The sequence below is a fragment of the Dysosmobacter sp. genome, assembly GCF_034093755.1.
Taxonomy (GTDB): domain Bacteria; phylum Bacillota; class Clostridia; order Oscillospirales; family Oscillospiraceae; genus Oscillibacter.
This window is the reverse complement of the sequence record NZ_JAXEBZ010000078.1, coordinates 1-26,948: the sequence shown is the minus strand read 5'-3', so window position 1 is coordinate 26,948 and position 26,948 is coordinate 1. Positions and strand designations below refer to the sequence as shown.

The following is a 26,948-nucleotide window of genomic DNA, read 5'->3' as shown; positions in this document are numbered from 1 at the left end:
GTAGATTCTGCTATATTTATAGCACATTTTGCTTGACAATCCAAGAGAGTAAATGATACTATTTACAGAGCAGAAACAGCTATAATTATAGTTGAAATAGGATTGCAGGCTGCCGCAAGGAGATGCGAGAGCGCGTCGAGTCCCGTATCGGCTGCGACGCAAAGGAACAACGATACGGGACTCGGCGCCGGTTCGCATACTCCCGGCAGGTCCGGCGAGGTTTGCAGCGTACCCCCGAAACGCCGCTGGACAGGCTGCCGCAAGTGCCGGGGTTCGTGCGCAGCTGTGCAGCTGATCCAGCCCACCAGTCCGTTTTGATCAACGCCTTTGCCAGACTTCCCGCAAATGCCAGAACGATCAGGATGCGGTGTAGTCGCAGTCATAGGCATTTGTTGACTGCTGCGGCTGCGTTGCTAAGGCCCCTTATTCTAACAGGGGCCTGAACGCTCAAATTTTGAGTTTCGGCCCTGTATTGCTTTGGAAAGGAGTGAACCGCTTGTACTCTGGAATTCCGTATGGTGCTTTCTATGATGACCCTTACTGCCGTGTTTCCGTCGATAACGTCCGCATGAAGTTTACATACAAGTACAAGGGGTTTGACCATGACAAGAGGGAGCCTGTTCTTGCGGTTGACCGTTGCTGCTCCCACCTTGAACGGTTGTTCTATCGTGGTTATGAGGTTGCCTTTTCTTCTGCTGAGTTTCGTATCGGAAAGTACGAGCACACCTGTACAATTAAAGGGCTTGACTGGTCTTGTGCGGTTATGGTCGGTAGATACACGTATGATAGTTCTTGCCGCCAGACAGCACCCGAAGCTGTATTCGATTTCAACCCCAACAAAGTTCCTCGTGACTGCATTGACGTTGTTGTGCAGATTCTTTCTGAGGGCTGTGTAAAGCGGGAAATTGTCCGCTATGATGTGGCTTTTGATTTCCCTGTGAGCCGGGAGGAAGTTACCCTGATCAGAAACAGCCGCCAGTGCTATCGGCAATTCTGGGACGCTTCAAAGGGCCTTACGGAGTACCAGGGAGAACGCAGCGCACACAATGCCATGAAGTTGTATGACAAGACAAAAGAATGTGGCCTCTCTGTTCCTGTGACCCGGTGTGAGATCACAGTGGGAGGCGATTACAAGCGATCACTGCGCGATCTGTTCCCCTCGCTGAATGTTTTTGCTGGTGTTCAGCTGGATGTTGATGCTGTGTCGCTTCCTTTCCAAGTTCTGGCTTGTATCAAGCACCCCGATCTGATTCCTGCCCTCAAGGCGTCCTGCAGTTCCAATACTTGGCGAAAGTACCATGATCTGATTGACTCTTGCGGAAATTCCGCTCTTTCTCCCGATGACTGGAAAGCGGTTGACCGGTTTGTTTCTGCGACGCTCCGTGAACTGGAAAGGGGTGGGTTATGACCCTCGAAGAATGGATTCCTCAGTACCTTGCAGCCTACAAGCTGGGGACCATTAAGGACAACTCTTATGACACGCTGCTGCATCTGGCTGACCATATCCCGCAGGAACTGAAAGACCGGGACCTGACGGAGATCCTGCCCATGCACTTGCAGCAGTTTTATAACAGCTTCGCCCGCCAGTATTCCAAATCCTACATGGACAAACTGCGGGTATTCGTTGGCAGTCTGTTCGTCACCGCTATTGACAATGGTTTCTGTTCTCGAAATCCTGCTGCCCATCTGAAAATTCCCCGCATGATTGAAAAGCCCCGGGAATCCTTTACCATGGAAGAAGTCCGGCTGATTCTGGCCTTTGCAAGCTGCTATGAGTATCAGCGGACGGGCGTGGGTATCATGACCTTGCTGCTGACCGGGATTCGCCGTGGTGAGCTTCTGGGGCTGAAAGAAACGGATATTACGGACACCACCCTGACGGTCAACCGTGCGGTGTTCCTGAGCGGCAACCACGTCCGGGTAGAGGAACACTTGGCAAAGACGGAGCATAGCTTACGGACGGTTCCGCTTGTTCCGGAATTGGCGTACAGGCTGCGGACGCTGCCCCATAAAGGGGAGTACCTGTTCAGCACGAAAAGCGGCACTGTCCTGCATCCCCGGAACTTTAACCGGGACTATGACAAGTTCTTCCGTCAGCTGCGGGAAACTGAGCCGGATGTGCGTCACCTTAGCCCCCATTGTTGCCGCCATACCTTTGCCACGCTGACCCGGGAATCCGGTGCTGATTTGCGTGTGGTCATGGAACTCTTAGGACATACCGACATTAAAACAACAGCACGGTATTCCCATGCCAATCTAACCAGCATGGAAACCGCCGTGCAGCATCTTCGTTCTTCCATTTTGTCGCCTGTGGGACAGTTTCTCCATTGACCCTGTTGTTTGACGTGCAGGGGGTCACAGGTTCGAGTCCTGTATCGTCCACCATCTAAACTCCTAGAGCCGCAAGGATTTGGGAGTTTTTTGATTTTGCTGGGAATAAGGGAAAACAGGAAAATACGACAAAATACGACACTTTTGAGAAAAATGGCCTCGATAGAGAGCGTGGGGAATAAAAAAAGAAGGTGCTTTTATGAGGCACCTTCTTTTGCTGATTGAATGGCTTTTCTCAGCGTTTCAGGACTTGTATGGTCGTAGATCCGGGTCAGCATCTTCAGGTCGCTATGCCCCAAAAATCTGGCGGCCATATAGCCCTCCTCTTTGATTACTGCATCGCAAATTTTGGTTTGGGCCTTTGCGATACATCCATCTGCGCAAAGGTATGCTCCCACTCTCAGGCAGACAGATACGGGGTGGGCGGAACAACTCATGCCCGCCAATGCCCCGGACGGATGCGGAATACCACCGAAATGAGCCCACGCCATCCCGGCGAATTGGGATGGCATGGGCCTGTTGCGAAAAAAGCCAGCAGGGCATTGCCCTGCTGGCTTATTCTCTTTTACCCCAAGGTGTTCAATGTCCGCCCGGCCAGTGCACAGGCCTGACCGCGGGTGACGTTGGCACCCAAGTCGGCCTTGCCGTCAGCGGTGCCCTTCAGGACGCCGTTCTGGAGTGCCCAGGCCGTAACCGCCTTCATGTCGTCAGGGATGGCGGAGGCATCATTGAGATTGGACAGGCTGCTGGTATCCTCCACAGCAGGAGCGCCTGCCGCAGTATACAGCGCGCTCAGCATATCGCCGCGGGTGGCGGACTTATTTCCGGTTTTCAGGCCATTGGCCTGTCCCCAGGCGATACCGCCGTTGTAGTCCTTGACGTCCACGTCGCCGGTGATACGGCCCGCCACGTTGGAGAGCTGGTTCAACGTTACGCTGCTATACAGGTCGAACTTCGCCCCGCTCTTGCCCACCATGATCTCACGGGCGCTAAGGGAGCAGACCTCACTATAGAACACGTTGGAGACAGGAACATCATTGAAGCTCTTGGCATTATCGAAGACCTTTACAGTGGTGGAGCCGTTCAGCTTCAGGGATACGCCGTTTTCTGTCACTCTGGAGGTGGAGACGATTTCTTCGGTGCCATCGGCCTTCACGATGACGGCCACGGTGCCGGGCGTGGTTTTCTCCACGGGGATTTCCACCTTAACGGAACCGCTGCTCTTGGATAAGGTAATCTCCACAGCGGGAGCGTCCTCGGTGGTACTAGCAGAGGGTACTTCCACGGGCAGGGTCACGGCTCCGCCGGTCTTGCCAGCTTCCTTGGCAGCAGCAGCGGAAACGGTAGCCGTGACTTCGGCAACATTGCCGTCCTTGTCGGTGGTCACGGTGCCGGTGGTGCCGTCAGCGGTTTTGACGGTCTCAGTAACTGTGCCATCTTTCTTGGTCTCCACGGTGGTGGTGCTGCCATCCGTGTTCTTGGTGGTCTCCGTCACAGTGCCGGTGGCCTTATCGGTAGTCGTTGCGGTGGTGGAGCCGTCAGGATTCTTGGTGGTCGTGCCAGAGGAGGAAGAGGAGCCGCCGCCGGAGGAGCCGCCGCCGGAAGAAACAGCTGTCCAGTGGGCGTAGATGGTGGTGTTCCCATTGAACACGGTGTCAACAGTAACCCGGTCGCCGCCAGTCACCGCTGTAAACCAGCCGTCAAAGATGTAACCGCTGCGGAGGAGATCGGGCAGAGAGGCCAACTTTTGGCCGGTGGTGGTTATACTGGTTGCGGAGAGCGTACCGCCGTTTCCATCAAGGGTAATGGTGTATTCGGTTGCTGCATTTACGGTGAAACTCACGGCGAAGCTCGTGGCATCAACAGAATCTCCGTCAACGGTCACGGTGGCCGTGTAGGTACCGGCAGGCAGGCCGGTGTTGGGAACCACGGTGAAGCTGTCGGTGCCGCCGGGTGCAATGCTGCTGATGTTGGCCGTGCTTACGGTAAATGCGTCTGCGTTCGTGCCGGAAAGTGCCACGCTCAAATCGCCGGTGGCGCCGGTGCCGGTATTGCTCACTGTGACGGTCCTGGACGTCTGAGCGCCGTAGCCCACATCAGCGGGGTCAAAGGTATGGGTACTGCTCACATCCAGACCGATGCCGTAGGTCAGAGCCGCATCGCCGCCGTCGGAAGTCCAGTGAGCGTAAATCGTGGTGTTTGCGTTGAACACGGTGTCGGTGGTGACCTGTGCGCCGCCCTCAGCCGCCGTGTACCAGCCGTCAAAGGTGTAGCTTTCACGACTGGGGGTGGGCAGAGAGGCCAGCTTGCCGTTCTCGTTAGTGGTCAGCGATGCTGTTTCACATACACCGTCGTTGGCATTCAGGGTAACCGTGCAGATGCTCCGGATCTCCAAATAGGAAGGTCCATCATGGAGATACCCATTCTCTCCATCTGCAGCAGCGGCAAACGGTTTCTCCTCGTTGATGCGCCACCAATAGGCGGCGGGCAGGGTCGGTTCGTTGTCCAACGCAATACCATCAGGAGCCATGGTGGTCGCGGTCACATGACCGCCGGAGATGGCGATGCTGCCGGCAAAGATGCCGTAGCTGTAATCCGCCGCGCCGCCGGTGGCGGTGATGGTGCCGCCGGTGATGGTGACCTTGCCGCCAACACTTTGTTCGGTTTCACTATCGGAATAATCTTCTGCATAGATGCCATAGCTGAAGCAGCTGTTGCTGCCGGCGGTCACGGTGAGCGTGCCGGTGCCGGCAGTCTCGCCCCGGATGGTCAGGACACCCTCGGCGTAGATGCCGTAGACCTCGGGAACGAGTTCGTCTCCGGTTACACTGGCATCTCCGCCGGTAATGGTGTTGGCCGTGCCATCCGCCAGGACGATGGTCGTGCCCGCGGGCAGCTTCACCGCGGTAATGGCGCTGGTGGTAAAGTTCACGCCCTTGAGGGTGAGGGTGTTTGTGTCGCTATCCCATGTGCTCTCGGCCGTTCCTGTTTTCGCATCGTTGAGCAGCGCCAGCGCCGCTTCTCCATTGTCGTCGGCAGTAAAGTCCGCCCCCACATCCGTTGGGGCTGCCGCCAGCGCCACCGTCGGCAGCAGTCCCACCAACAGGCAGGCGGTCAGCAGGATGCCCAATAAGCGTTTTTTCATGTTTTCAGTCCTCCTTTTGGATTGCTTTGGGTTGTATTTCGCGACAAAAAGTTCCAGGGTTTCTTTCAACACTTCTATCTGGGATTTCAGATAAAACTCGTCCTCGAATAACGCGTAATGTACACACGCCCGGATCAGAACGAAAATCAGCGGCGTCAGCTTTTGATAGGGGATCCCCAGCTTGTCCTCCAGGCTTTTGGCGTATTCGGTATAACGCTGATCTACTCCTTGAAAGAACTTCTGACCGTATTCTCTGTATTTCGGGTGCGTATACACCTGATACATCAGCCTGTACTTTTTTCCGTGTTTTTTTGCCGTCCAGTATGGTATCTCGTCAATAAACCTCCGTAAGTTCTCAACATCGGTCGGCGCTTTTGACATGAAGTCCTGCTCCACCTTGCTCATACAGTATTCGGTGGACTGGATGATGAGGTCGTCCAGATTCTCGAAATAGGTGTAAATCATGGAAGTGTTATATCCGCAATGCCTCGCGAGGGTGCGAATACCGGTGCCGTGCAATCCCAGATCCGCAAAGCCGTTGAAGCACGTTTCCATCAGCTCGACTTTTTTCGCATTCCATTGTGCTTCTGTATAATTCGCCATCTGATCGCCCACTTCATTCAAATTGTTCGTTCTGAATAAAGTATAATATATCTTCAAAGAGCAATCAACAGGTCTGCACGTAAGCCTTCGAAAAGCACCGGCAGGACGGGGATTTGCATGCGGTGTCTTGATCTGCCTGATGCAATCAATTAGAATAATAAATAGAGCGAAATAAGCGTGACCAGCCTGTAGGAACCTCCGCCTTCGTTCATTTTTCTGGGATCAATGAAATGCAAAAACACGGGAGGGAACTGATGAAAAGAGTACGGACCCTAATCCTGCTGACGTTGATAACGTTTTGTGCTGCTTATGCGGTATCTGCGCATTGCGGGTGGAAACTATTCTCGCAAACAATAAACATAAAGTAATTTGATTCAATCGCTCAAAGCAATGATGATTTTATTGGTATGAATATTGATGACGCTTTAAATCTCGTAACGAAAAATAGTAAGTGCTATGTTTTTTCACAAGAGAGTTTGTGCATGGGAATGTCTTATGATGAAATTGTCGCTATTTATCCTGAAATGGAATTGACACCGCCCCGTTACAAATTATATTGTGTTGCGGTGAGCAGTTCCATGGCTTCAGAAGAGATTTACCCCAGAGGTTTTTTCGTAAACATGGATAACCAAATAATTGAGCCGCCAATTGCCTTATCGATTTATTGGTAAGCAGGAACTCGGGTCTTTCCGGTCAATCCGGTGAAGTAATGAATGTCTCAACAACAATTAAGGCGGAAAACGGGAGGCGGTTGCCCGCCGCCCCATCATGGAGGAGACATGAACGAACGAACCATATTCAAAAGAAGAATCCAACAGTTATCCAAAAAAATTGCATCAGACTACGGTTTTACACTTTACAAACGCACCTTCCTGATCAAGGAAGAATCGGATATTGTTTGTATGATTGTATTTGATTTTCCGCCAACTGCTATGCAGGTTCATGTGGCTGTTCAGCCGCTTTATATACCTTCAGAACGGCTGCATATAACAGTTGGATATCATATCCAGCGACCGGGCCTTGCTCAAAAGGGGTATTGGGGAAGTGACCCCGAATACTATGATTGCGATATCAACGAAATAGCAGAAACGATCCGCAATGAAGCTTTACCTTTTTTCCAAACGGTTTCCACACCTCTGAAACTGATTGACTGTTTGCAAAATGACTCTTCAAAACGCATCAGGGTGGCTCCTGTTGTTTCGAAGCTGCATGTCGCGTATTCTTTACTCATGACCCGTCAATATGATGCCGCGTTACCCTGTTTCAATGCAGTCCGGAATGATCTGAGTCAATACACGATTGAATCCGCAAATAAACAACTTGCTGCAACAGAAAAGATCATTTCAATGATTGAAAAGAAAGATTATGACGGGATTTCTGTTTTCCTTCAGCAGACAATAACGGATGTCAAAACAGTATGTGGCCTTATTTAGCCTTGGAATGATGCTTGAAAAGGCATTCCCGCACGGCTTCAAACCTGCTGAAAGCCTTGAAAACAGGACATTCCGGCACGAAACGGGAATGGCTGAAGCGGGAATTCTGAAATTCGGGTCATGTATCGTCCGTCAGAACACGAACGCCCTGAACCGCAGCCGGTTCAGGGCGTTTCCCCATTTCGCGGGAAAAGGGAACAGGGAAACTTCCCGGAGGGATGGAAAACCGGGGAATCCGGAGGCGGATAAATGACATATTGTCCTGCAAAAAAACAGGACAATATGTCAGTTTTTGAGGGAAATGTGGGTGAATTCTCTATTGAGAGGAAGGAATTCTCATGATACAGTATAGATGCCACAATACCTCCTGGCTTGCGTTTCTCTGCCGGTTTGCGGGTGCCTGTGGTGGGGCGGTAGCCGATGCCCTTCGGGGAAGCGGCTCCGTTGAACCGGCGGAGAACGCCGGCACTCTTCCGCGCCGACGCGGAGATGCCGGCTTCCCGGGAGGAGGCAGACAGAACGATTCCGGAGGGCGCTTTCCCGGGGCTTCCCGACAGCGCTCCGGAGACCGCGCGCGTCCGGAGCGTTCCGGCACGCTGAACCGACGGGTTCATACAAATTACGTTACGATAGGAGAGTACACGGGATGGCAGATTTGAAAAAGGCGCAGGAGGCCCTGCAGCAGCACGGGTTTGAGGTCCGCGTGTTCCAGACGGGACAGGAGGCCGTGAATTACCTGAACGAGGCCATTGACGGTGTTTCCGTGGGAATCGGCGGCTCCGCCACGGTGCAGGAGCTGAAGCTGTATGACGTGCTGAGCACCCACAACGAGGTCCACTGGCACTGGGTCAACGGACCGCAGGAGCGGGCCGTGGCGGCCACCGCGGACGTGTATCTGGTCTCCGCCAACGCCCTGGCCGAGACCGGCGAGATCGTCAACATCGACGGCGCCGGCAACCGGGTGGCCTCCACGCTGTACGGCCACAAGAAAGTGTATTTCATCATCGGCCGGAACAAGCTGACCCCTGATTTTCACCAGGCCATCTGGCGCGCCAGAAACGTTGCCGCCCCCAAGAACGCGGTGCGCCTGAAGCGGAAGACGCCGTGCGCCGTCAAGGGCGACCGCTGCTATGACTGCAAGAGTCCGGAACGGCTGTGCCGCGGACTCGTGGTGCTGATGGCTCCCATGCAGGGCATGGCCGCAGAGGTGATTCTGATCGACGAGGACCTGGGCTTCTGAGCGGTTTCCCGGAAATCCGGGCAGCCGGCAGGGCAGACAATAACGAAAGACAGCCGCAGAGAGCCTGCGGGGAAGGAGCTTTTCTATGGAACAGTACATGCATAAATTCGTGACTCCGGAGAAGGCCGCCGAGGCGGTCCAGTCCGGCGACTGGGTGGATTACGGCTTCGGCGCCGGTTTCCCGGAGCTGATGGACCGGGCAATCGCCGCCCGGAAGGAGGAGCTGCGGGACGTGAAGGTCCGCGGCGGCCTGGTGATCCGCCCCCGCATCGAGGTGGTGGAGCAGGACCCGGAGCAGACTGCCTTCCACTACTACAGCTGGCACATCGGCGATTATGAGCGCAAGCTCCAGACCCGGGGCCTGGTGCGGTTCGTCCCCGTGGCGCTGCGTCTGCTGCCCGACCTGTACCGCCAGGGCCACGTGCGCACGGACGTGGTCTGCGTGCCGGTGTCCAAGCCGGACGCCGACGGCTACTGCAGCCTGGGCATCTCCAACTTCAGCTGGCGGGTGATGATGGAAAACGCTCGGACGGTGATTTTTGAGATCAACGAGCACTATCCCGTGGTGTTCGGCGTGGAGGGCTCCAACCGGGTCCACCTCAGCGAGGCGGACTACATTGTGGAGGGCACCCACGAGCCGCTGCCCACCAGAAGCTACAAGGACCCCAGCCCCACCGACATCTCCATCGCCAAGCTGGTGGTGGAGGAGATCCCCGACGGCGCCACCCTGGCGCTGGGCGTGGGCGGCGTGCCCTTTACCATCGCCAACATGCTGGCGGAGTCCGACAAGAAGGACCTGGGCTGCCACACCGGCACCATCAGCGACGCCTACCTGGCCATGTTCAAGGCCGGCAAGCTGACCAACGCCAAAAAGGAGATCGACACCGGCCTGTCCACCTGGAACCTGGCCATGGGCTCCCAGGAGATGTATGACTGGATCGCCGCCAATCCCAACCTCTTCCACCCCGGTGACCTGGACTATGTCCACTCCCCGGAGCGGATGAGCCGCATCAGCAACTTCATCAGCATCAACGGCGGCGTGCAGCTGGACCTGATGGGCCAGGAGAACGCGGAGAGCGCCGGTACCCGTCAGCTGTCCGGCATCGGCGGCCAGATGGACTTCCTGGAGGGCGCTTACCGCTCCAAGGGCGGCAAGGGCTTCATCTGCATCAACTCCTCCCGCATGACCAAGGACGGCGAGCGGAAGAGCAACATCCTGCCCTTCATCCCCGGCGGCAGCACGGTGTCTGCCCCCCGCACCATGATTCAGTACGTGGCCACGGAGTACGGCGTGGTGAAGCTGTCCGGCCTGTCCCTGAGAGAGCGGGCTGACGCTATGATCTCCATCGCCCACCCCGACTTCCGGGCGGAGCTGGAGGAGTACGCGGCCAAGTCCTTCAAGTAAACAGAAAAAGGAGAAAACGGCATGGCATTCGAGGATGTGACCTTTGAGTTTGCCCACGTGGGCGTGAAGGGCCAGACCCGGGAGGAGGCGGAGCGGCTTCTGCGGTTCTGCCAGAACGTGTTCAAAATGGACGACGCCCGGGAGATGCCCACCTCTCACTTTATCGCCGACAACAAGATGGAGTTGATGAAGGAGGGCGGCCGCGGCACGCTGGGCCACCTGGCGTTCTACACGCCGGATATTGACCGGGCCATCGAGTATCTGAAGTCCCAGGGCTATGAGATGGACTATGACTCCACCCGCTATGAGGCGGACGGGAAGACCATCTCCCTGATTTATATCAAGGGCGAGATGAACGGCTTCGGCATCCATCTGACCAACAAGAAATAAAGAAAACCGGCCGGCGGACGGACCGGACATATGAGGTGACTGCTGTGAAAATCACCAGCGTGGAGTGCTACAAGGGCCCCTTTATCACCGTGAAGGTCAATACGGACGAGGGAATCAGCGGCTTCGGCGAGGCCGGACTGTCCTACGGCTGCTGCCAGACGGCCGCCTGGGGCAACTGCCAGGATTTCGCCAAGCTGGTCATCGGCATGGACCCCTTTGACACGGAGAAAATCTACGAGCACCTGCACCGCCATACCTTCTGGGGTATGAACGGCGGCGTGACGGTGTCCGCCGCCATGGCGGCGCTGGACATCGCCTGCTGGGACATCAAGGGAAAGGCCCTGGGCCTGCCGGTGTACAAGCTGCTGGGCGGCAAGACCCGGGACACCATGCGGACCTACGCCTCCCAGCTGCAGACCGGCTGGAAGACCCTGGTGACCCGGGAGGACAGGGCCGTCCTGCTGTATGACCCCCAGGATTACTATGACGCGGTGAAGGACGCCGTGGCCGACGGCTATGACGCCGTGAAGATTGACCCCTGCTTCGCGGGGCTGGAGCAGGAGGACTTTTCCACCGCCTACCTGCACCGGGGCGACAACCTGAAGGGCGTCTACCCCTATGACCTGCGGAAGATCGCCGTGGAGCGGATTGCCGCGGCCCGGGAGGCCGGCGGCGAGAAGCTGGACATTATCATCGAGATTCACGGCACGCTGGACGCCAACACGGCCATTGATCTGGCCAACGCCCTGGAGCCCTACCGCATCCTCTACTATGAAGAGCCGACCATGCCCTCCAACCCCAAGGTGTTCAACCGGATCCGGGATCAGATCCACATCCCCCTGGCCACCGGGGAGCGGTGCTACACCCGCTGGGGCTTCCGCCAGTTCTTCGAGGACCGCTCCATCAGCATCGCCCAGCCGGACCTGTGCAACACCGGCGGCATCACCGAGGGAAAGAAGATCGCCGACATGGCCCACGTCTATGACATCGGCGTGCAGTTCCACTCCTGCGGCGGCCCAATCGCCACCGCGGCGGCTCTGCAGCTGGAGGCGGTGATCCCCAACTTCGTGATGCACGAGTTCCACAACGGCAATTTCCAGTCCAAGTTCCGGAAGGGCGGAAAGTACGAGTGGATGCCCGTCAACGGACAGTTCCACATGTGCGACCGTCCGGGCATCGGACAGGAAATGAGCGAGGAGGCCATGGCCACCTATGAAAAGGTGGTCATCGGCGGCGGAAAGGCATCTTTGGGACTGTAAACAAGTTTCAGCAAGGAGCAGGTGCCCGCGGGGATACCTGCTCCTTGCTGCCGGTTCCGGAACCGGAGACAGGAGGAATTGTATGGAAGCGGAGCGGGCGGATTACCTGATCCGGCGGATCAACGAATGCCCCTTCAACGCGGCCAACGGCATTTACGCCGTCAGCGTGGAGGAGGGACACGCGGAGGTGGCCGCGGACCTGACCCCCGACAGCAAGAATATCTGGGACATTCCCCACGGGGGACTGGTGTATTCCCTGGGGGATGTGGCCTCCGGCCTGACGGTCCATTCCGTCCATGACGGTCGGGCGGTGACGGTCAGCGGCACCCTGAATTACCTGCGGTCCGCCGGAAAGACGGCGCGGCGCCTCACCGGCACCGGCCGGCTGATCAAGCGGGGCCGCACCATGGCCTTTGTGCAGGTGGAGATCCGGGAGGACGGGGAGACCCTCATCGCCTCCGGCCAGTACGTGCTGCACCTGTCCTGAGAGAAGGGGACTGTCCGCCGCCGGGAAGCCGGAGGGGACAGAGCGCCGAAGAGAGGAGACAAGACGATGCCCTGCCGGTGACAGCGGACATCGGGGAGGCAGATTTTATGGTAGAGACTTTTTTGAATTCAGCGGCGTCCGTGGCCATCATCCTGCTGCTGACGGCCACAGGATATGTCTGCGCCGTCACAAAGGTGATGCGGCCGGAGGGGAAGAAATTCATCAGCAAGCTGCTGACCAACGTGGCGATTCCTGCCATGTGCATCCACAGCCTGAACACCAACCTGACGCGGGAAATGGTCCGGGAGTCGGCGGCGCTGCTGCTGGTGCCCTTTGTCAACGAGATTCTGTGCTTTCTCCTCTCCGGGCTGACGGCGAAGCTGCTGCGGCTGCCCCGGAAGCAGTTCGGCGTGTTCATGATGATGTGCAGCCTGTCCAACTGCGTGTTCATCGGCTACGCCATGTGCACGGAGCTGTTCGGCGACGCGGCGTCCCCCTACGTGACCATGTTCTACCTGGTGAACACCCTGTTCATCCAGCTGGTGGGCATTCCCCTGGTGCGCTGGTCCGGCACGGCGGAGGGCGACTCCGGCCACATGCTGAGAAAGGTGCTGTGCACGCCGCCGGTGATCGGCATCATCACCGGCATTGTGCTGGTGGCGCTGGACATCCGGCTGCCCCATATGGTGCTGTCCTACTGCCAGTACATGAAGAGCCTGGTGTCGCCGCTGGCGCTGCTGATGACCGGCTTCATCATCTATGAGATCGGACTGAAAAACCTGCGGGTGGACCGGTCCATGCTGCTGGTGATGGTGTTCCGGTTCCTGCTGGCGCCGGGGGTGTGCTTCCTGATGTGCGCCGCCTTCGGCATCGGCGGCCTGGGCCGGAGCGTGTTCCTGGTGGAGTCCGCCATGCCGGTGGTTTCCATGACGGTGGTGGTGTCCACGGAGTACGGCGCCGACGAGCAGATGGCCGCCCAGGGCGCGGCCCTGACCACCATCGCCTGCTTCGTGGTGATTCCGGTGCTGATGATGATCATCTGACGGAGCCGGGAATGGTTGACAAACGGAAAAGTTTCCTTTACTATAATTTGGAACAGCTGTGCAAAACTCCTGATATTTGCAGTGAAAAAGGAATGGTTTTTCCCGCCTGCGGCGGAAGCTTTCCTTTTTGCCTGCGTTTTTGCCAGTGATATGGCCTGATGCTGCGGAAGACCGCGGAGGTGCCCTCCAGCGGAGGCGGGATGAGAGAAGAGGGAGACGTTATGAGCCGTGAATACGAAATACTGAAATACACCCACGACATGCACCCGGAGTCCCATTTCCATGAGTATTACGAGATTTTCATTTCCCTGTGCAACGAGGGAAAGCTGTTTGTGAAGGAGAAGGGCTATTCCCTGAAGTTCGGCATGGTGTTTTTCCTGTCGCCGCTGGAGATTCACCGCTGCTTCTGCCACGGAAACAAGAACTACGACCGCTATGTGATCCATTTCACCCAGGAGTTCCTGCAGTCCATCTCCACGGAGCGGACGGACCTGGTGTCCTTCTTCAACGCCCTGCCTCTGGCGCTGCAGATGCAGAGCGACGAGATCGCCCAGACGCTGGAGCAGCTGAGCCGGCTGACCCAGGAGGTGGGGGACGGCTTCGCGGCGGACGTGGAGCGGCACATTGACTTCAGCAAGTTCCTGCTGACCATGGCCCGGGTGGCGGAGCAGAAGGAGGGGATTCAGATCCCCACCGTGAAGAGCGACCGCCGCATCAACGACGTTCTGCAGTACATCCATGAAAACTACAACCAGGATATTACCATCGACAATATCGCGGAGACCTTTTTCATCAGCAAGTCCCGGCTCAGCCAGATTTTCAAGGACGCCACCGGCTTCTCCGTGGGCAACTACATTGTGACCTACCGGATCAAGCGGGCCTGCGCCCTGCTGCGCCACGGCGTCAGCGTGCAGGAGGCCGGCGAGCAGGTGGGCTTCCACAACAGCACCCACTTCATCAAGATGTTCAAAAAGCACACGGGCTACTCCCCGGGAAAATTTTCCAAGGAGGAGCAGATGTCCTTCAGCCGCAGGGTGGAGCCGTAAGGCGCGGAGCGGCGCGCTGCCCGCCCCGGAGGGCGGGGAGAATACAGGGGCCTTTTCCGGCCGGCGGCGGGCAGCTGCCGGCCGGTTTGCTTTTCCACGGCAAATGACGAATCGGAAGCATATTGCTTTTTAACTGAAAAGCTCTCATTTTGTCCAATGTTAGGCAAGATAAATTGACAGTTTTTTGCGGAAGAGTATATATTATGATCGAAAGCAACAACGCAACCCGCAGCAGGTCCGGAATGGCTTCCGCCGTACCCGGTGCGGGGTGCGGGTGCGTGCTGGGCATGAGATTCCACTGGAAAAATCTTTTATGCGGAGGTTAAGAAGATGAGCAAAGAAATCAAGATTTCGATCAGCGAAAAGCGCTGCAAGCAGTGCGGTATCTGCGCAGCCCTTTGCCCGAAGCAGGTCATTGAGCAGGAAGTCGGCCAGGTGCCCGTGGCCGTGCACATGGACAAGTGCATCGGCTGCAAGCTCTGCGAGATGCGCTGCCCGGATTTCGCGATTGATGTGGAGGTAAAGTAATTATGGCAAACACGGTTAAGAAGTTTATCGAGGGCAACAACGCCATCGTTGACGGCGCCATTGCTGCCGGTGCCCGGTTCTACGCCGGCTATCCCATCTCCCCCAGCTCGGAGATCGCTGAGGGCGCTGCCAAGGAGCTGCCCCGCCACGGTGGCGTGTACATCCAGATGGAGGACGAGATCAGCTCCATGGCCGCCATTCTGGGCGCCTCTCTGGCCGGCAAGAAGTCCTTCACCGCCACCAGCGGCCCGGGCCTGTCCCTGATGCAGGAGAACCTGGGTCTGGGCATTATGTCCGAGATCCCCACCGTCATTTTCGACGTGCAGCGCAGCGGCCCCTCCACCGGCGCCGCCACCAAGCCCGCCCAGGCCGACATCATGCAGGCCCGCTACGGCGTCCACGGCGACCACAGCATCATCGCCCTGAGCCCCTCCTCTGTTCAGGACTGCTATGATCTGACCATCACCGCCTTCAACCTGGCCGAGAAGTACCGCACTCCCGTGCTGTTCATGGCTGACGAGGTCATCGGCCACCTGCGTGAGACCGTCACCGAGGTGGAGCCCGACGCTTCCCAGATCTTCAACCGCGTCCAGCCCGACGAGAACATGACCCAGGCGGAGTTCCGTCCCTACGGCTATTCCAGCAACATGCCCGCTCCCATGCCTTTCGTGGGCGACCGGAAGTTCCTGATGCGCACCACCGGTTCCACCCATGACGAGAAGGGCGAGTTCGCTCCCAATCCCCAGAACATCAACCGCGTCACCCACTACCTGACCGACAAGATCGAGAAGAACGTGGACGACATCACCATCACCCGCAGCTATCAGCTGGAGGACGCGGAAGTGGCGTTCATCACCTTCGGCTGCTCCACCCGCAGCGCCCACACCGCCGTGGACATCCTGCGCGCCAAGGGCGTGAAGGCCGGTATGCTGCAGATCGTCACCATCTGGCCCATGCCCGAGAAGGAGATCCGCGAGGTGCTGTCCAAGGTCAAGACCGTGGTGGTGCCCGAGATGAACCTGGGTCAGCTGGCCGGCGAGGTCAGAAAATTCAATGATTACGGCTGCAAGGTCATTCAGGCCAACCGCACTGACGGCATCCTGATTACTCCGCAGCAGATTATTGACAAGCTGGAGGAGGAGAACTGATATGGCTACTTACAAGGATTACATGCTTTTTGACAAGCTGCCCCATACCTGGTGCGCCGGCTGCGGCGACGGTATTGTTCTGCAGTCCATCGCTGCCGTGTTCGCCGATATGGAGCTGGACAAGCACGACATCGCCCTGGTCAGCGGCATCGGCTGCTTCGGCCGCGTGGACGACTATCTGGACATCAACTGCATGCACGTGACCCACGGCCGCGCGCTGCCCGCCGCCACCGGCATTGCCCTGGCCAACCCCAACCTGAACGTGCTGGTCACCATGGGTGACGGCGACGGCACCACCATCGGCGGCAACCACCTGATCCACTGCGCCCGCCGCAACATCAACCTGACCGCCATCATCGCCAACAACTACAACTACGGCCAGACCGGCGGCCAGTACTCCGCCACCACCCCCACCAACAGCATCACCTCCACCTCTCCCTACGGCCACGTGGAGCAGAACTTCGACATCTGCAAGCTGGCTGAGGCCGCCGGCGCCGGCTATGTGGCCCGCGCCACCACCTACAACCCCGTTCAGCTGCGCAAGCTGATCCGCGGCGGCATCGAGCACAAGGGCTTCTCCCTGATCGAGGTCATGGTTGCCTGCCCCACTCACTACGGCAGATACAACAAGCAGGGTGAGGCTGCCCGCATGATGCAGCTGATGAACGACCAGAGCGTCTCCGTGGAGAAGGCTGCCAAGATGACTCCCGAGGAGCTGGAAGGCCGTCTGATCACCGGCTGCATCGTCAACAAGGATCGCGATGATTACTACACCAAGTACAAGAGAATCATCGACGAGCAGAACATTGACAAGTGAGGGAGGAGTAAGGAATGAAAACTGAAATCGTATTGAGCGGCGTTGGCGGTCAGGGCCTGATTTCCAACGGCGAGATTCTGGGCCAGGCTGCTTCCATCTTCGAGAAGGACCTGTACGCCACCATGGCGGCTTCCTACGGCTCCGAGACCCGCGGCACCTTCACCAAGACCGACGTTATCATCAGCGATCAGCCCATCGGCTATCCCAACGTGGAGTCCCCCGACATCATCCTGTGCCTGGCGCAGGTGGCTTATGACCGCTATGTGGATAAGTTCGGCGACCACACCAAGATCTTCTATGACAGCGATATGGTCACCCCCGCCGAGGGCGCCAAGGGTGAGCACATCGGCTATCCCTTCCGCACCATGAGCATTGAGCAGATCGGCAACATGCAGACTGCCAACACCATCGCTCTGGGCGTGATCATGAAGCGCTGCAACCTGCTGCACAAGGAGACGGTCATGCAGGCGTTTGCATCCCGTTTCGCCGGCAAGGACAAGGTCATCGCCATCAACGAGAAGGCTCTGGATCTGGGCCTGTCTCTGTAATCTGTTGATCACTGTGCAGCATTCCGGGGAGGGAAACCTTCCCCGGAATGCTGCACGGTCTGTGTTCCGATCAAAAGCGGCTTTCCTCCGCGGGCTTCCGGGCAAGACGGGGCCGCGGGGCGGGCAAGAAAACTGAGAATGATTTGGAGGAAAAACCATGAAATACAGCATTGAGCAGATCCGCGACTTCTGCGAGAAGGTGTGGGTCAAGGCCGGCCTGAGCGAGGAGAACGCCAAGGTCTGCGTGGACGTTCTGCTTGCGGCCGACGTGCGGGGCCAGCGCACCCACGGCACCACCCATATGAAGGACTACTGCGACCGGATGCTCAAGGGCACGGCCACCAACGGCGAGGATATGGACATCCGGCTGACCTCCCCCACCTCCTACGTGGTGGACGCCAAGCACGCCGTGGGCATGGTGGCGGCTCCCATCATGATGCGCAAGTGCATTGAGCAGGCCAGAGTCTCCGGCGCCTGCTTCGCCTCTGTCCACAACGGCTGCCATTACGGCCTGGGCGCCTACTATCCCATGATGGCCATGAAGGAGGGCATGATCGGCTTCAGCTTCGCCAACGCCCCCGCTCTGGTGGCCCCCTACGGCGGCGCCGACGCCCTGCTGGGCACCAACCCCATCTCCATCGCCCTGCCGGCGGAGCGCCACACCGACCTGGTGCTGGACATCGCCACCAGCGTGGCCGCCAAGGGCTTCATCGCCCTGGCCATGAAGGAAGGCCGCGACATCCCCCTGGGCTGGGCCCTGGACAAGGACGGCAACCCCACCACCGATGCCGCCGCCGCCAACGAGGGCGTTCTGCTGCCCTTCGGCCTGCACAAGGGCTATGCCCTGGAGCTGATTGTCTCCCTGCTGTCCTTCGCCCTCAGCGGCGCTGACATGGACGTGAACATCGCCCGCTTCTTCGAGTGCACCGACAAGCAGGTGAACGTGGGCTATTTCATGGGCTGCATCGACATCAGCAAGTACTGCCCTGTGGAGGACTTCAAGAAGCGGGTGGACGCCATGTTCGACCTGCTGAAGGCCTGCCGTCCCGCCGCCGGCTCCAAGGGCGTGCTCATCCCCGGCGAAATCGAGGCCGGCAAGACCAAGATCGCCATGGAAGAGGGCATCGACCTCTCCGAGGCCACCCTGCGGGACTTCCGGGAGATGGCCGACACCTTCGGCGTGGAATACACCTTCTGACCGCCGGGGCTTCACGGAAAACGCATCATGAATCCTGCGATTGAGGAAATTCTGGCGCCCATTGAGCTGCCGGAAATCGTCAGGGTGCGCCAGAAGTTCGACCACCTGGAGCTGCAGAACGTCCGGGAAGTGCTGACCCGGAAGCTGGAGGACAGGCAGCTGGACATCCGGCCCGGCCAGCGCATCGCCATCACCTGCGGCAGCCGGGGTGTGGACCAGTACCGCACCCTGGTCAAGACCACTGTGGATTTCGTCAAATCCAGGGGCGCCCAGCCCGTTCTGATCCCGGCCATGGGCAGCCACGGCGGCGCCACCGCCGAGGGTCAGCGGGCGGTGCTGCACCACAACGGCATCACCGAGGAGGCCATGGGCGCGCCCATCCTCTCCTCCATGGAGGTGGTGCAGATCGGCACCACGGAGAAGGGCCTGCCGGTGTACATCGACAAGAACGCCTATGAGTGCGACGGCATCATCCTGCTGAACCGGGTGAAGTGCCACACCGCCTTCCGCGGCCCCATCGAGAGCGGCATCACCAAGATGACCGCCATCGGCCTGGCCAAGCAGAAGGGGGCGGAAATGACCCACATTCTGGGCTTCGAGAACATGGGCGAGAATATTCTGGCGGTGGCAAAGGTGACGCTGTCCACCCTGCGCATCGTCTGCGGCATCGGCACCATCGAGGACGCCTTCGGCCGACTGTCGGAGGTCCACGTGCTGAAGCAGGAGGAGATCCTCACCGAGGAGCCGAAGCTGCTGAAGCGGGCCAACGAGCTGATGCCCCGCTACTACGTGGACGGCGCGGACGTGCTGGTGATGATGGAGATGGGCAAGGACGTCTCCGGCTCCGGCCTGGACAGCAACCTCATCGGCCGCTACAACGTCCCCGGCATGACCGGCGGCCCCAAGTTCCGGGCCCTGTGCGTGCTGGACCTGACCGACGCCTCCGACCACAACCCCAACGGCATGGGCCAGGCGGACTTCGCCTCCCGCCGGTTCTACGAAAAGTGCGATCTGGAGCTGGCCTACGTCAACTGCCTGACCTCCACCGCCATCGGCACCGCCAAGATGCCCATGATTCTGGACACCGACAGGCAGGTTCTGCAGGCCGCCGCCAAATTCTGCGGCAAGCCCAACCGGCTGGACGCCAGCATCATCATCGGCGTGTCCACCCATGAGATGGGGGAGATTTACATGTCCAAAGCCGCGCTGGACAGCGTCCCCGAAAAGTTCCGGGACAAAATCGAGGTGGTGGGGGATTTCTTCCCCATTCCCTTCGATGAGGAGGGGAACCTGACGCTGTTCGGCCGTCCCCTGAGCAAGTGAGCATCCGACGAAGGAAAGGAGAACATTCCGCATGAATCTTCATGTGATCCGCCTGGAGCCGGAGGATAACGTGGTCATCGCCCGTCATCCCCTGGAGAAGGGCCTGTACCTGGAGGATGAGGACATCACCGTCCTGGAGGAGATCCCCGCCGGCTACAAGTGCGCCGCCAGGGATATCAAGAAGGGCGAGGAGATCCGCAAGTACAACACCGTGATCGGCTACGCCTCCTGCGACATCAAAAAGGGCGAAGTCATTCACAACCACAACGACGAGTTCGACGCCCGGGGCGTGGACTACGCCTTCGGCGCCGACTGCCATCCCGTGGAGCTGCTGCCCCCGGAGCAGCGCCGCACCTTCATGGGCATCCGGCGCGCTGACGGCCGGGTGGGTACCCGCAACTACATCGGCGTGCTGGTGTGCAGCAACTGCGCCGCCACCGTGGCCCGGAAAATCACCGAGTATTTCAACGAAGAGCGGATGAAGGCCTATCCCAACGTGGACGGCGTGGTGCCGTTCATCACGGAGCTGGGCTGCGGCATGGAGCAGTCCGGCGAGCCTCTGGCCCTGCTGCAGCGCACCATTGCCGGCTACATCCGCAATCCCAACATGGGCGGCGCCATTCTGCTGTCCCTGGGCTGCGAGCGCAACAACATCGACAAGCTGATGGACGCCCAGCAGCTGACGGAGAGCGACCGTCTCAAGCGCATGGTCATCCAGGAGGTGGGCGGCACCAAGGCCTCCATTGAGCTGGGCATCCGGCTGGTGGAGGAGATGCTGCCCCTGGTGAACGACGTGAAGCGGGAGCCCTGCTCCGCCGAGCACCTGCTGGTGGCGCTGGAGTGCGGCGGCTCCGACGGCTTCTCCGGCCTGTCCGCCAACCCCGCCCTGGGCAAGGCCATGGACATCCTGGTCCGCAACGGCGGCGGCTGCATCCACTCCGAAACCACCGAGATCTTCGGCGCCGAGCACATCCTGACCCGGCGGGCCGTGTCCCCCGAGGTGGGCCAGAAGCTGGTGGACCGGCTGGCCTGGTGGCTGAAGCACACCGAGGGCCGGGACTGCCAGATCAACGGCAAGGTCTCCCCGGGCAACAACAAGGGCGGCCTCACCAACGTGCTGGAAAAGTCCCTGGGCGGCGTGAAGAAGAGCGGCACCACCCCGCTGAACGAGGTGTACGAGTATGCCTATCCCGTCACCACCCCCGGCGTCTGCTTCATGGACACGCCGGGCTATGATCCCGTGGCCTCCACCGGCCAGATCGCCGGCGGCGCCAACCTGCTGTGCTTTACCACCGGCCGCGGCTCCTGCTTCGGCTCCTGCCTGACCCCCGTCATCAAGCTGGCCAGCAACACCCCCCTGTACGAGCACATGGAGGGCGACATGGACATCAACTGCGGCGTGGTGATTGACGGCAAGCTGGACATTGCGCAGATGGGCGAAATCATCTTTGAGGAGCTGCTGAAGGTGGCATCCGGAGAAAAGACCAAGAGCGAAGAGCTGGGTGTGGGCGAGAGCGAGTACGCTCCCTGGCCCATCGGCGTGTTCGCCTGAGAGAAGACAGAGGAGAAACACATGAAAGTTGTGATTATGGGAACGGGCACCATGGCGTGCCTGTTCGGCTGCCGGATGATGGAAGCCGGCAATGAGGTCTGGCTGGTCACCAAGTGGAAGGAGCAGGTGGAGAAGATCACCGCCGACGGCCTGCTGCTGGTGGAGAAGGACCATGAGGACAAGGTGTTCCACCCCCATGTGGCGCTGGAGGCCGCGGACGCCGTGGCCGACGGTGTCTATCCCGAGTTGGTGATGATCTCCAGCAAGGGCTATCAGACCGCCCGCACGGTGAAAAACGCCCTGCCCGCCATCGGCCCGGAGACCCGGGTGCTGACGCTGCAGAACGGCATGGGCAACGCGGAGATCATCGCGGAGTCCGTCCCCGGCGAGCGGGTGTTCTTCGGCGCCGCCAGCGTGGCTGCCGACGCCCCCGGCCTGGGCGTTGTGAAGGATACCACCAACCACAACCGCACCCCGCTGATCAGCATTGTGCCCTTCAGCCGCCGGGAGGACCCCTTCTGCACGGAGCTGGGCAAGCTGTTCAACCGGATGGGCTACTCCACCGACGCCGGCGTGGCCGCGGAGAAGTTTGTGTGGAAGAAGCTGTGCCTGAACTCCTGCGGCAACGCCCTGGCGGGCATTGCCCAGCTGCCCAACTACATCTACTCCAACGATCAGGACGGCTTCATGCTGCTGAACCAGATCTGCGCGGAGTGCGTGGCGGTGGCCCAGGCCAACGGCATCCCCCTGTATTTCGATGAGATGCGGGCCTTCGTGCAGGCCACCTACTACAACCAGCACCACTATGTCTCCATGTGCCAGGATATGCACAACAAGCGTCCCACGGAGATCGACACCATCAACGGCACCATCATCCGGGAGGGCCGGAAGCACGGCATTCCCACCCCGGTGAACGAGACGCTGTACCACCTGGTCCGCCTGATCAGCAACCACTACGAGGACCGCTGGCAGTAACCGCCCGACGGGCTGCCCGACACGGAAAAAATAGGCAGTTCGACGAAAATCGGCTTGCTTTTTCTGCAATAATGCTACGTGTTCTTTCGGGTGTTAAGAATATTTTTCAGCTATATTCTCGAAAAACTTAGTTTTTGTCCGATTCTGCGGGAGATGAATTGAAAATGTTTCACATTTTTTGTAGAATTAGGTCATAGCTGCCCGGGTACTTTTCGGAATTCTGGAGAAATTGGCCAAAATCTGGGAAATGCCCCAAAACCGTATTTCCTTGCGAAAGCAATGAAATAAATCAAGAAAATGGAGGAACGAAATGAAAAAGATTGTTGCTCTGCTGCTGAGCGCTGCAATGGTGATGTCCCTTGCCGCTTGTGGCAGCAAGACCCAGGCCCCCGCTGCTTCCACCCCCGCCCCCGCCGCGTCTGCCCCCGCTGCTTCCGCCGCTGCTGAGAGCGGTCCCCAGGCCCCCGCTTCCCCCTACACCATCCAGATCTGCGGCGCCACTTCCGGCGGCACTTACTTCCTGATCGCCAACGGCCTGTGCCAGCTGCTGAACGACACCATGCCTGAGTGGTTCAACGCTTCCGCTCAGTCCACCGGCGGCACCCCCGACAACATCCGTCTGATGCAGGAGGGCGAGACCGACTTCGCCTTCGGCCAGGCCGGCGTTGTGAAGACCGCTCTGGACGGCACCGGTGCTTTCGAGGGTGAGACCTTCGACAACATCTCCTCTGTGACCTACATGTATCCCAACGTCATGCAGATCGCCGTTTCCAACAAGTCCGGTATTGAGAACTTCACCGACATCAAGGGCAAGACCTTCGGCGCCGGCGCTTCCGGTTCCGCTACCGAGCTGAACACCCGCGACATGTTCGCCGCCTGTGGCATGACCTATGACGACGCCAAGCTGGAGTACACCTCTGAGTCCCAGTCCGTTGAGCTGATGAAGAACGGCCAGGCTCAGGCTGCCAACCTGATCGCCGCTATCGGCGCCGCTTCCGTTACCGAGCTGTATTCCACCGGTGACTATCACCTGATCTCCTTCACCGACGAGCAGCTGGACGCCATCTGCGCTCTGAGCGATGCTTACTATCCCTACACCATCCCCGCCGGCACCTATGCCAACCAGGATGAAGACATCCACACCTTCGCCGTGGCCAACTACATCTTCTGCCGCAGCGACCTGGAGGAGGAAGTTGTCTATCAGTTCGTGAAGTGCATGTATGAAAACCTGTCTTCCGTTGAGGAGATCCACAGCATCATCAAGGGCAACGTGGCCCTGGAGAACGTCACCAACGGTATGACGGCTCCCATGCATCCCGGCGCTGAGAAGTATTTCAAGGAAGTCGGTGCCATCTGATCGGACATTCGCCCGATAAGCTTGCTGACCTCTGAGCAAATAATGAAAAAGCAGTAAGTGATGGGCGGATGGGAGCGTCTTCAACGGACTTCCATCCGCCCTTACTTTCTGCGTTAAAGATCTTAACGCTTCGGAAAGGAGCCGACAAATGAGCGATAATCTGAAAGACACCACCCAGACCAATGCCGAAGAGCACAAGAGCGCTCTGGACAGCATTGAGATGCTGGACGTGGAAGAAAACCTGAAAAAATACGACTCGGAATCCGTCATGACCGAAAACAAGGGCATCATGGCCCGCGTTGTCACCGTCATGGCCATGATTCTCTCCGTTTTCCAGCTGTATCTGGCCAGCCCCTGGGGCACCGTGCCCTCCGCAAAGGCCCGTGCCATCCATCTGGGCTTCGTGATGGCCTTGATTTTCCTGAATGTTCCCATTGCCAAGAAGAAGGACGGCACCCTGGTGAACTTCGTTCCCTGGAACGTCATCTGTGCTGCTCTGGCACTGATCTGCAACCTCTACCTCTGCAGCAGAATTGACCTGATTGCCGCCAACGGCGGCGTGCTGACGCAGCTTGACTATGCTGTCTGCGTGATCATCATCGTCCTGGTCCTGACGTCGGGCCGCCGCAGCATCGGCTCGATCATGTGCATTCTGCCGATTCTGTTCCTGCTGTATGCTTACTTCGGCAAGTCCCTGCCCGGCATTCTGCATCACCGTGGTTTCGGAATCCCCCGTCTGCTCAAGCAGATGGTTACCTCTTCTGAGGGTATTTACGGTATTCCTCTGGGTGTTTCCTGCTCTACCATCTTCCTGTTCGTTCTGTTCGGCGCCTTCCTCAGCGAGACCGGCCTGAGCGAGCTGTTCACCAACGTGGCTCTGGCCATCGCCGGCGACCGTGACGGCGGTCCCGCCAAGGTGTCCATCGTGGCCTCCGGCTTCCTGGGTATGATCAACGGCTCCGCCGCCGCCAACGTGGTGACCACCGGCGCCTTCACCATCCCCCTGATGAAGAAGCTGGGCTACCAGAACCACTTCGCCGGCGCCGTTGAGGCGGTTGCCTCCACCGGCGGCCAGATCATGCCGCCTGTTATGGGCGCCGCCGCCTTCATCATGGCGGAGTATCTGGGCGTCTCCTACCGTACCATCATCATCTACGCCATCATCCCCGCCGTGCTGTACTATGTGGCCCTGTGGATCAACGTTGATCTGGAGGCCAAGCGTACCGGCCTGAAGGGCTATCCCAAGGACCAGCTGCCCAAGATCAAGGAAGAGATGAAGCTCCGCGGCCATATGCTGATTCCCGTGGTGCTGCTGATCGCCCTGCTGATGATGAACTACAGCGCTTCCTACGCTTGCTTCCTGAGCATCGTGGCCCTGATCATTGTCAGCTCCCTGAAGAAGAACACCCGCCTGAACCTGAAGAGCCTGGTGAGAGCGCTGGAGAACGGCGCCAAGCAGGGCATGAGCGTGGCCATCGCCACCGCCGTCTGCGGTATGATCGTGGGCGTCGTCAACATGACCGGTATCGGCCTGCAGCTGGCCAACATCATCATCAAGGCCGCCGGCGGCAACCTGTTCCTGACCATGCTGTTCACCATGCTGGCCTGCGTGGTTCTGGGTATGGGCATGCCCACCTCCGCCGCCTACATCGTGGCCGCCACCGTGGCCACCGGCGCCATGACCTCCCTGGGCGTGGCCAAGGCCGGCGCGCACCTGTTCGTGCTGTACTACGCCGCTCTGTCCGCCATTACGCCTCCTGTGGCTCTGGCTTCCTACGCCGGTGCCGGTGTTGCGGGCGCCAACCCCAACAAGGTGGGCTGGACGGCAGTCCGGATCGGCCTGCTGGCATTCGTGATTCCGTTCATCTTCGTGTACTCGCCTGAGCTGATGATGCTGCAGGGCAACGCGCTGCAGATCATCTGGGCCTTTGTCACCGCCTGCATCGGCTGCTACTGCCTGGGCGGCGCCATGATCGGCTATTATCAGACCAACCTGAAGATTTACGAGAGAGCGGCCCTGCTGGTGGGCGCCATCTGCCTGATCGTCTCCGGCATCGCCACCGACGCCGTGGGTATCGTCCTGCTGGCTGTGGTCTTCCTGGCCCAGCTGAAGCGCTCCAAGAAGAAAGCCGCTGCCTGAACGGCGCGGCCATAAGAAAGGTTCGAAAGCTATGGAAATGAATCTGACCGGCAAAACGGTGGTCATCACCGGCGCCGGCACCGGCATCGGCAAAGCTGCCGCGCTGGAATTCCTGAAGGAAGGCTGCAATGTGGCCATCTGCGGCCGGCGTCTGGAAAAGCTGGAGGAGGCCAAGGCGGAGTTCGCGGCCCAGGGCTATGACAAGGTGCTGGCCCGCTCCGTGGACGTGACCGACTATGACGCCCTGGCTGCCTTCGCCGACGAGGTGGAGCAGACCTTCGGCCAGATCAACGTCTGGATCAACAACGCCGGCTCCAACCACATCAAGAGCCTGATGGACTACGATGTGGAGGAGTTCCGGGCCATGGCCGACGTGATCCTGGTGTCGGTGTTCTCCGGCAGCAAGATCGCCGCGGAGCACATGCGGAAAATCGGCGGCGGCGTGATTCTCAACGCGTCCTCCTTCTCCGCTGTGATTCCCAACGCGGGCCGCGCCCCCTACAGCGCCTGCAAGGCCGGCGTGTCCTCCCTGACCCGCTCCTTCGCCGCCGAGCTGGCGAAGGACAACATCCGGGTGGTGGCTTACGTCCCCGGCATGACGGCCACGGAGATCTCCGCCAAGAATATTGCCATGAACGGCCCCGCCCTCATGAGCAGCATTCCCATGCAGAGATTCGGCACTCCCCAGGACCTGGCCAAGCTGATTGTGTTCCTGGCCTCCGACAACGCGGGCTACATCAACGGCACCCAGGTGGAAGTGGCCGGCGCGAAGTTCTGCGTGCAGAACCCCCTGTATTCCTATCAGAACTGAGCCTTTCTGACCTGAGAGCATATCCTGCGCAGCACCGGCGAATGATCGCCGGTGCTGCTTTTTTTGCCCGGGGTATCCGAAGCGGGATTGCCCGAAGGACATGGCGGGAGAATCCGGATTGCCCCCGGGAGCGGTCAGAAAAAGCGGGCCGGGGGGGGGGGGGGGGGGG

24 protein-coding genes are annotated in these 26,948 nt (G+C 58.9%); 23 read left to right on the top strand and 1 reads right to left on the bottom strand.

Annotated features, from left to right (window positions below; all coding sequences use genetic code 11):
• The first annotated feature begins 496 nt into the window (after positions 1 to 496).
• Together SOX55_RS10525 and SOX55_RS10520 are read left to right on the top strand one after the other, a co-directional pair.
• Positions 497 to 1,408 carry a hypothetical protein gene (locus tag SOX55_RS10525; protein ID WP_325287411.1) on the top strand — a complete coding sequence of 304 codons (912 nt, stop codon included), beginning with the start codon at positions 497 to 499 and terminating at the stop codon, positions 1,406 to 1,408.
• Complete coding sequence (locus SOX55_RS10520; RefSeq protein ID WP_325287410.1) at positions 1,405 to 2,331, top strand: tyrosine-type recombinase/integrase; 927 nt, start codon at positions 1,405 to 1,407, stop codon at positions 2,329 to 2,331. Before SOX55_RS10525 ends, SOX55_RS10520 begins: the two co-directional genes overlap by 4 nt.
• A gap of 565 nt (positions 2,332 to 2,896) precedes the next feature.
• Here the strand turns inward: SOX55_RS10520 and SOX55_RS10515 are convergent.
• Positions 2,897 to 6,091 carry an InlB B-repeat-containing protein gene (locus SOX55_RS10515; RefSeq protein WP_325287447.1) on the bottom strand — a complete coding sequence of 1,065 codons (3,195 nt, stop codon included), beginning with the start codon at positions 6,089 to 6,091 and terminating at the stop codon, positions 2,897 to 2,899.
• A gap of 395 nt (positions 6,092 to 6,486) precedes the next feature.
• Between SOX55_RS10515 and SOX55_RS10510 the strand changes: the two genes are divergently transcribed.
• The 21 genes from SOX55_RS10510 to SOX55_RS10410 all read left to right on the top strand — a co-directional run bounded on the left by SOX55_RS10510 (position 6,487) and on the right by SOX55_RS10410 (position 26,779).
• Positions 6,487 to 6,750 carry a hypothetical protein gene (locus tag SOX55_RS10510; protein ID WP_325287409.1) on the top strand — a complete coding sequence of 88 codons (264 nt, stop codon included), beginning with the start codon at positions 6,487 to 6,489 and terminating at the stop codon, positions 6,748 to 6,750.
• A gap of 108 nt (positions 6,751 to 6,858) precedes the next feature.
• Positions 6,859 to 7,512 (top strand): hypothetical protein, encoded by a 654-nt coding sequence (locus tag SOX55_RS10505; protein ID WP_325287408.1) that lies wholly within the window; start codon positions 6,859 to 6,861, stop codon positions 7,510 to 7,512.
• A gap of 7 nt (positions 7,513 to 7,519) precedes the next feature.
• On the top strand, positions 7,520 to 7,765 hold the full coding sequence (locus tag SOX55_RS10500; protein ID WP_325287407.1) for a hypothetical protein: 246 nt from the start codon (positions 7,520 to 7,522) through the stop codon (positions 7,763 to 7,765).
• A 393-nt stretch (positions 7,766 to 8,158) separates the two neighbouring features.
• Positions 8,159 to 8,752, top strand: a complete 594-nt coding sequence (locus SOX55_RS10495; RefSeq protein ID WP_325287406.1) for a lactate utilization protein — start codon at positions 8,159 to 8,161, stop codon at positions 8,750 to 8,752.
• A gap of 85 nt (positions 8,753 to 8,837) precedes the next feature.
• Positions 8,838 to 10,157, top strand: a complete 1,320-nt coding sequence (locus tag SOX55_RS10490; RefSeq protein WP_325287405.1) for an acetyl-CoA hydrolase/transferase family protein — start codon at positions 8,838 to 8,840, stop codon at positions 10,155 to 10,157.
• Positions 10,158 to 10,178: 21 nt separating this feature from the next.
• Positions 10,179 to 10,547, top strand: coding sequence for a hypothetical protein (locus tag SOX55_RS10485; RefSeq protein WP_325287404.1), 369 nt, complete (start codon positions 10,179 to 10,181; stop codon positions 10,545 to 10,547).
• A gap of 44 nt (positions 10,548 to 10,591) precedes the next feature.
• Positions 10,592 to 11,806 carry a mandelate racemase/muconate lactonizing enzyme family protein gene (locus tag SOX55_RS10480; protein WP_325287403.1) on the top strand — a complete coding sequence of 405 codons (1,215 nt, stop codon included), beginning with the start codon at positions 10,592 to 10,594 and terminating at the stop codon, positions 11,804 to 11,806.
• 82 nt (positions 11,807 to 11,888) lie between these two features.
• Complete coding sequence (locus tag SOX55_RS10475; protein ID WP_325287402.1) at positions 11,889 to 12,293, top strand: PaaI family thioesterase; 405 nt, start codon at positions 11,889 to 11,891, stop codon at positions 12,291 to 12,293.
• Positions 12,294 to 12,400: 107 nt separating this feature from the next.
• Complete coding sequence (locus SOX55_RS10470) at positions 12,401 to 13,336, top strand: AEC family transporter (RefSeq protein ID WP_325287401.1); 936 nt, start codon at positions 12,401 to 12,403, stop codon at positions 13,334 to 13,336.
• 221 nt (positions 13,337 to 13,557) lie between these two features.
• On the top strand, positions 13,558 to 14,382 hold the full coding sequence (locus tag SOX55_RS10465) for an AraC family transcriptional regulator (RefSeq protein WP_325287400.1): 825 nt from the start codon (positions 13,558 to 13,560) through the stop codon (positions 14,380 to 14,382).
• 330 nt (positions 14,383 to 14,712) lie between these two features.
• The gene (locus tag SOX55_RS10460) at positions 14,713 to 14,910 is read left to right on the top strand and encodes a 4Fe-4S dicluster domain-containing protein (protein ID WP_325287399.1); all 198 of its coding nucleotides are present in this window, start codon (positions 14,713 to 14,715) and stop codon (positions 14,908 to 14,910) included.
• A gap of 2 nt (positions 14,911 to 14,912) precedes the next feature.
• Positions 14,913 to 16,058 (top strand): 2-oxoacid:acceptor oxidoreductase subunit alpha, encoded by a 1,146-nt coding sequence (locus SOX55_RS10455; protein WP_325287398.1) that lies wholly within the window; start codon positions 14,913 to 14,915, stop codon positions 16,056 to 16,058.
• Between the two features lies 1 nt (position 16,059).
• Positions 16,060 to 16,875: a thiamine pyrophosphate-dependent enzyme gene (locus SOX55_RS10450; RefSeq protein ID WP_325287397.1), complete on the top strand. Its 816-nt coding sequence runs from the start codon at positions 16,060 to 16,062 to the stop codon at positions 16,873 to 16,875.
• Between the two features lie 14 nt (positions 16,876 to 16,889).
• Positions 16,890 to 17,423 carry a 2-oxoacid:acceptor oxidoreductase family protein gene (locus SOX55_RS10445; RefSeq protein ID WP_325287396.1) on the top strand — a complete coding sequence of 178 codons (534 nt, stop codon included), beginning with the start codon at positions 16,890 to 16,892 and terminating at the stop codon, positions 17,421 to 17,423.
• Positions 17,424 to 17,580: 157 nt separating this feature from the next.
• Complete coding sequence (locus SOX55_RS10440; RefSeq protein ID WP_325287395.1) at positions 17,581 to 18,621, top strand: Ldh family oxidoreductase; 1,041 nt, start codon at positions 17,581 to 17,583, stop codon at positions 18,619 to 18,621.
• Positions 18,622 to 18,648: 27 nt separating this feature from the next.
• A complete protein-coding gene (locus tag SOX55_RS10435) occupies positions 18,649 to 19,944 on the top strand; it encodes a lactate racemase domain-containing protein (RefSeq protein ID WP_325287394.1) in 1,296 nt (431 codons plus the stop codon).
• Between the two features lie 31 nt (positions 19,945 to 19,975).
• The gene (locus SOX55_RS10430; protein ID WP_325287393.1) at positions 19,976 to 21,496 is read left to right on the top strand and encodes a UxaA family hydrolase; all 1,521 of its coding nucleotides are present in this window, start codon (positions 19,976 to 19,978) and stop codon (positions 21,494 to 21,496) included.
• A gap of 21 nt (positions 21,497 to 21,517) precedes the next feature.
• Positions 21,518 to 22,471 (top strand): ketopantoate reductase family protein, encoded by a 954-nt coding sequence (locus SOX55_RS10425; protein ID WP_325287392.1) that lies wholly within the window; start codon positions 21,518 to 21,520, stop codon positions 22,469 to 22,471.
• 310 nt (positions 22,472 to 22,781) lie between these two features.
• Positions 22,782 to 23,828: a TAXI family TRAP transporter solute-binding subunit gene (locus SOX55_RS10420; protein WP_325287391.1), complete on the top strand. Its 1,047-nt coding sequence runs from the start codon at positions 22,782 to 22,784 to the stop codon at positions 23,826 to 23,828.
• 148 nt (positions 23,829 to 23,976) lie between these two features.
• Positions 23,977 to 25,968 carry a TRAP transporter permease gene (locus SOX55_RS10415; RefSeq protein WP_325287390.1) on the top strand — a complete coding sequence of 664 codons (1,992 nt, stop codon included), beginning with the start codon at positions 23,977 to 23,979 and terminating at the stop codon, positions 25,966 to 25,968.
• A 31-nt stretch (positions 25,969 to 25,999) separates the two neighbouring features.
• Entirely contained in the window at positions 26,000 to 26,779 is a 780-nt protein-coding gene (locus SOX55_RS10410; RefSeq protein ID WP_325287389.1) for an SDR family NAD(P)-dependent oxidoreductase, read from the top strand.
• Positions 26,780 to 26,948 lie beyond the last annotated feature (169 nt).

Coding starts and splice junctions, on each gene's coding strand:
- SOX55_RS10495 (WP_325287406.1), top strand. CDS start 8,159: ATGGCAGATTTGAAAAAGGCGCAGGAGGCCCTGCAGCAGCACGGGTTT.
- SOX55_RS10430 (WP_325287393.1), top strand. CDS start 19,976: ATGAATCTTCATGTGATCCGCCTGGAGCCGGAGGATAACGTGGTCATC.
- SOX55_RS10440 (WP_325287395.1), top strand. CDS start 17,581: ATGAAATACAGCATTGAGCAGATCCGCGACTTCTGCGAGAAGGTGTGG.
- SOX55_RS10490 (WP_325287405.1), top strand. CDS start 8,838: ATGGAACAGTACATGCATAAATTCGTGACTCCGGAGAAGGCCGCCGAG.
- SOX55_RS10415 (WP_325287390.1), top strand. CDS start 23,977: ATGAGCGATAATCTGAAAGACACCACCCAGACCAATGCCGAAGAGCAC.
- SOX55_RS10465 (WP_325287400.1), top strand. CDS start 13,558: ATGAGCCGTGAATACGAAATACTGAAATACACCCACGACATGCACCCG.
- SOX55_RS10425 (WP_325287392.1), top strand. CDS start 21,518: ATGAAAGTTGTGATTATGGGAACGGGCACCATGGCGTGCCTGTTCGGC.
- SOX55_RS10475 (WP_325287402.1), top strand. CDS start 11,889: ATGGAAGCGGAGCGGGCGGATTACCTGATCCGGCGGATCAACGAATGC.
- SOX55_RS10520 (WP_325287410.1), top strand. CDS start 1,405: ATGACCCTCGAAGAATGGATTCCTCAGTACCTTGCAGCCTACAAGCTG.
- SOX55_RS10500 (WP_325287407.1), top strand. CDS start 7,520: ATGATGCTTGAAAAGGCATTCCCGCACGGCTTCAAACCTGCTGAAAGC.
- SOX55_RS10470 (WP_325287401.1), top strand. CDS start 12,401: ATGGTAGAGACTTTTTTGAATTCAGCGGCGTCCGTGGCCATCATCCTG.
- SOX55_RS10510 (WP_325287409.1), top strand. CDS start 6,487: ATGAATATTGATGACGCTTTAAATCTCGTAACGAAAAATAGTAAGTGC.
- SOX55_RS10460 (WP_325287399.1), top strand. CDS start 14,713: ATGAGCAAAGAAATCAAGATTTCGATCAGCGAAAAGCGCTGCAAGCAG.
- SOX55_RS10435 (WP_325287394.1), top strand. CDS start 18,649: ATGAATCCTGCGATTGAGGAAATTCTGGCGCCCATTGAGCTGCCGGAA.
- SOX55_RS10450 (WP_325287397.1), top strand. CDS start 16,060: ATGGCTACTTACAAGGATTACATGCTTTTTGACAAGCTGCCCCATACC.
- SOX55_RS10445 (WP_325287396.1), top strand. CDS start 16,890: ATGAAAACTGAAATCGTATTGAGCGGCGTTGGCGGTCAGGGCCTGATT.
- SOX55_RS10455 (WP_325287398.1), top strand. CDS start 14,913: ATGGCAAACACGGTTAAGAAGTTTATCGAGGGCAACAACGCCATCGTT.
- SOX55_RS10485 (WP_325287404.1), top strand. CDS start 10,179: ATGGCATTCGAGGATGTGACCTTTGAGTTTGCCCACGTGGGCGTGAAG.
- SOX55_RS10420 (WP_325287391.1), top strand. CDS start 22,782: ATGAAAAAGATTGTTGCTCTGCTGCTGAGCGCTGCAATGGTGATGTCC.
- SOX55_RS10505 (WP_325287408.1), top strand. CDS start 6,859: ATGAACGAACGAACCATATTCAAAAGAAGAATCCAACAGTTATCCAAA.
- SOX55_RS10410 (WP_325287389.1), top strand. CDS start 26,000: ATGGAAATGAATCTGACCGGCAAAACGGTGGTCATCACCGGCGCCGGC.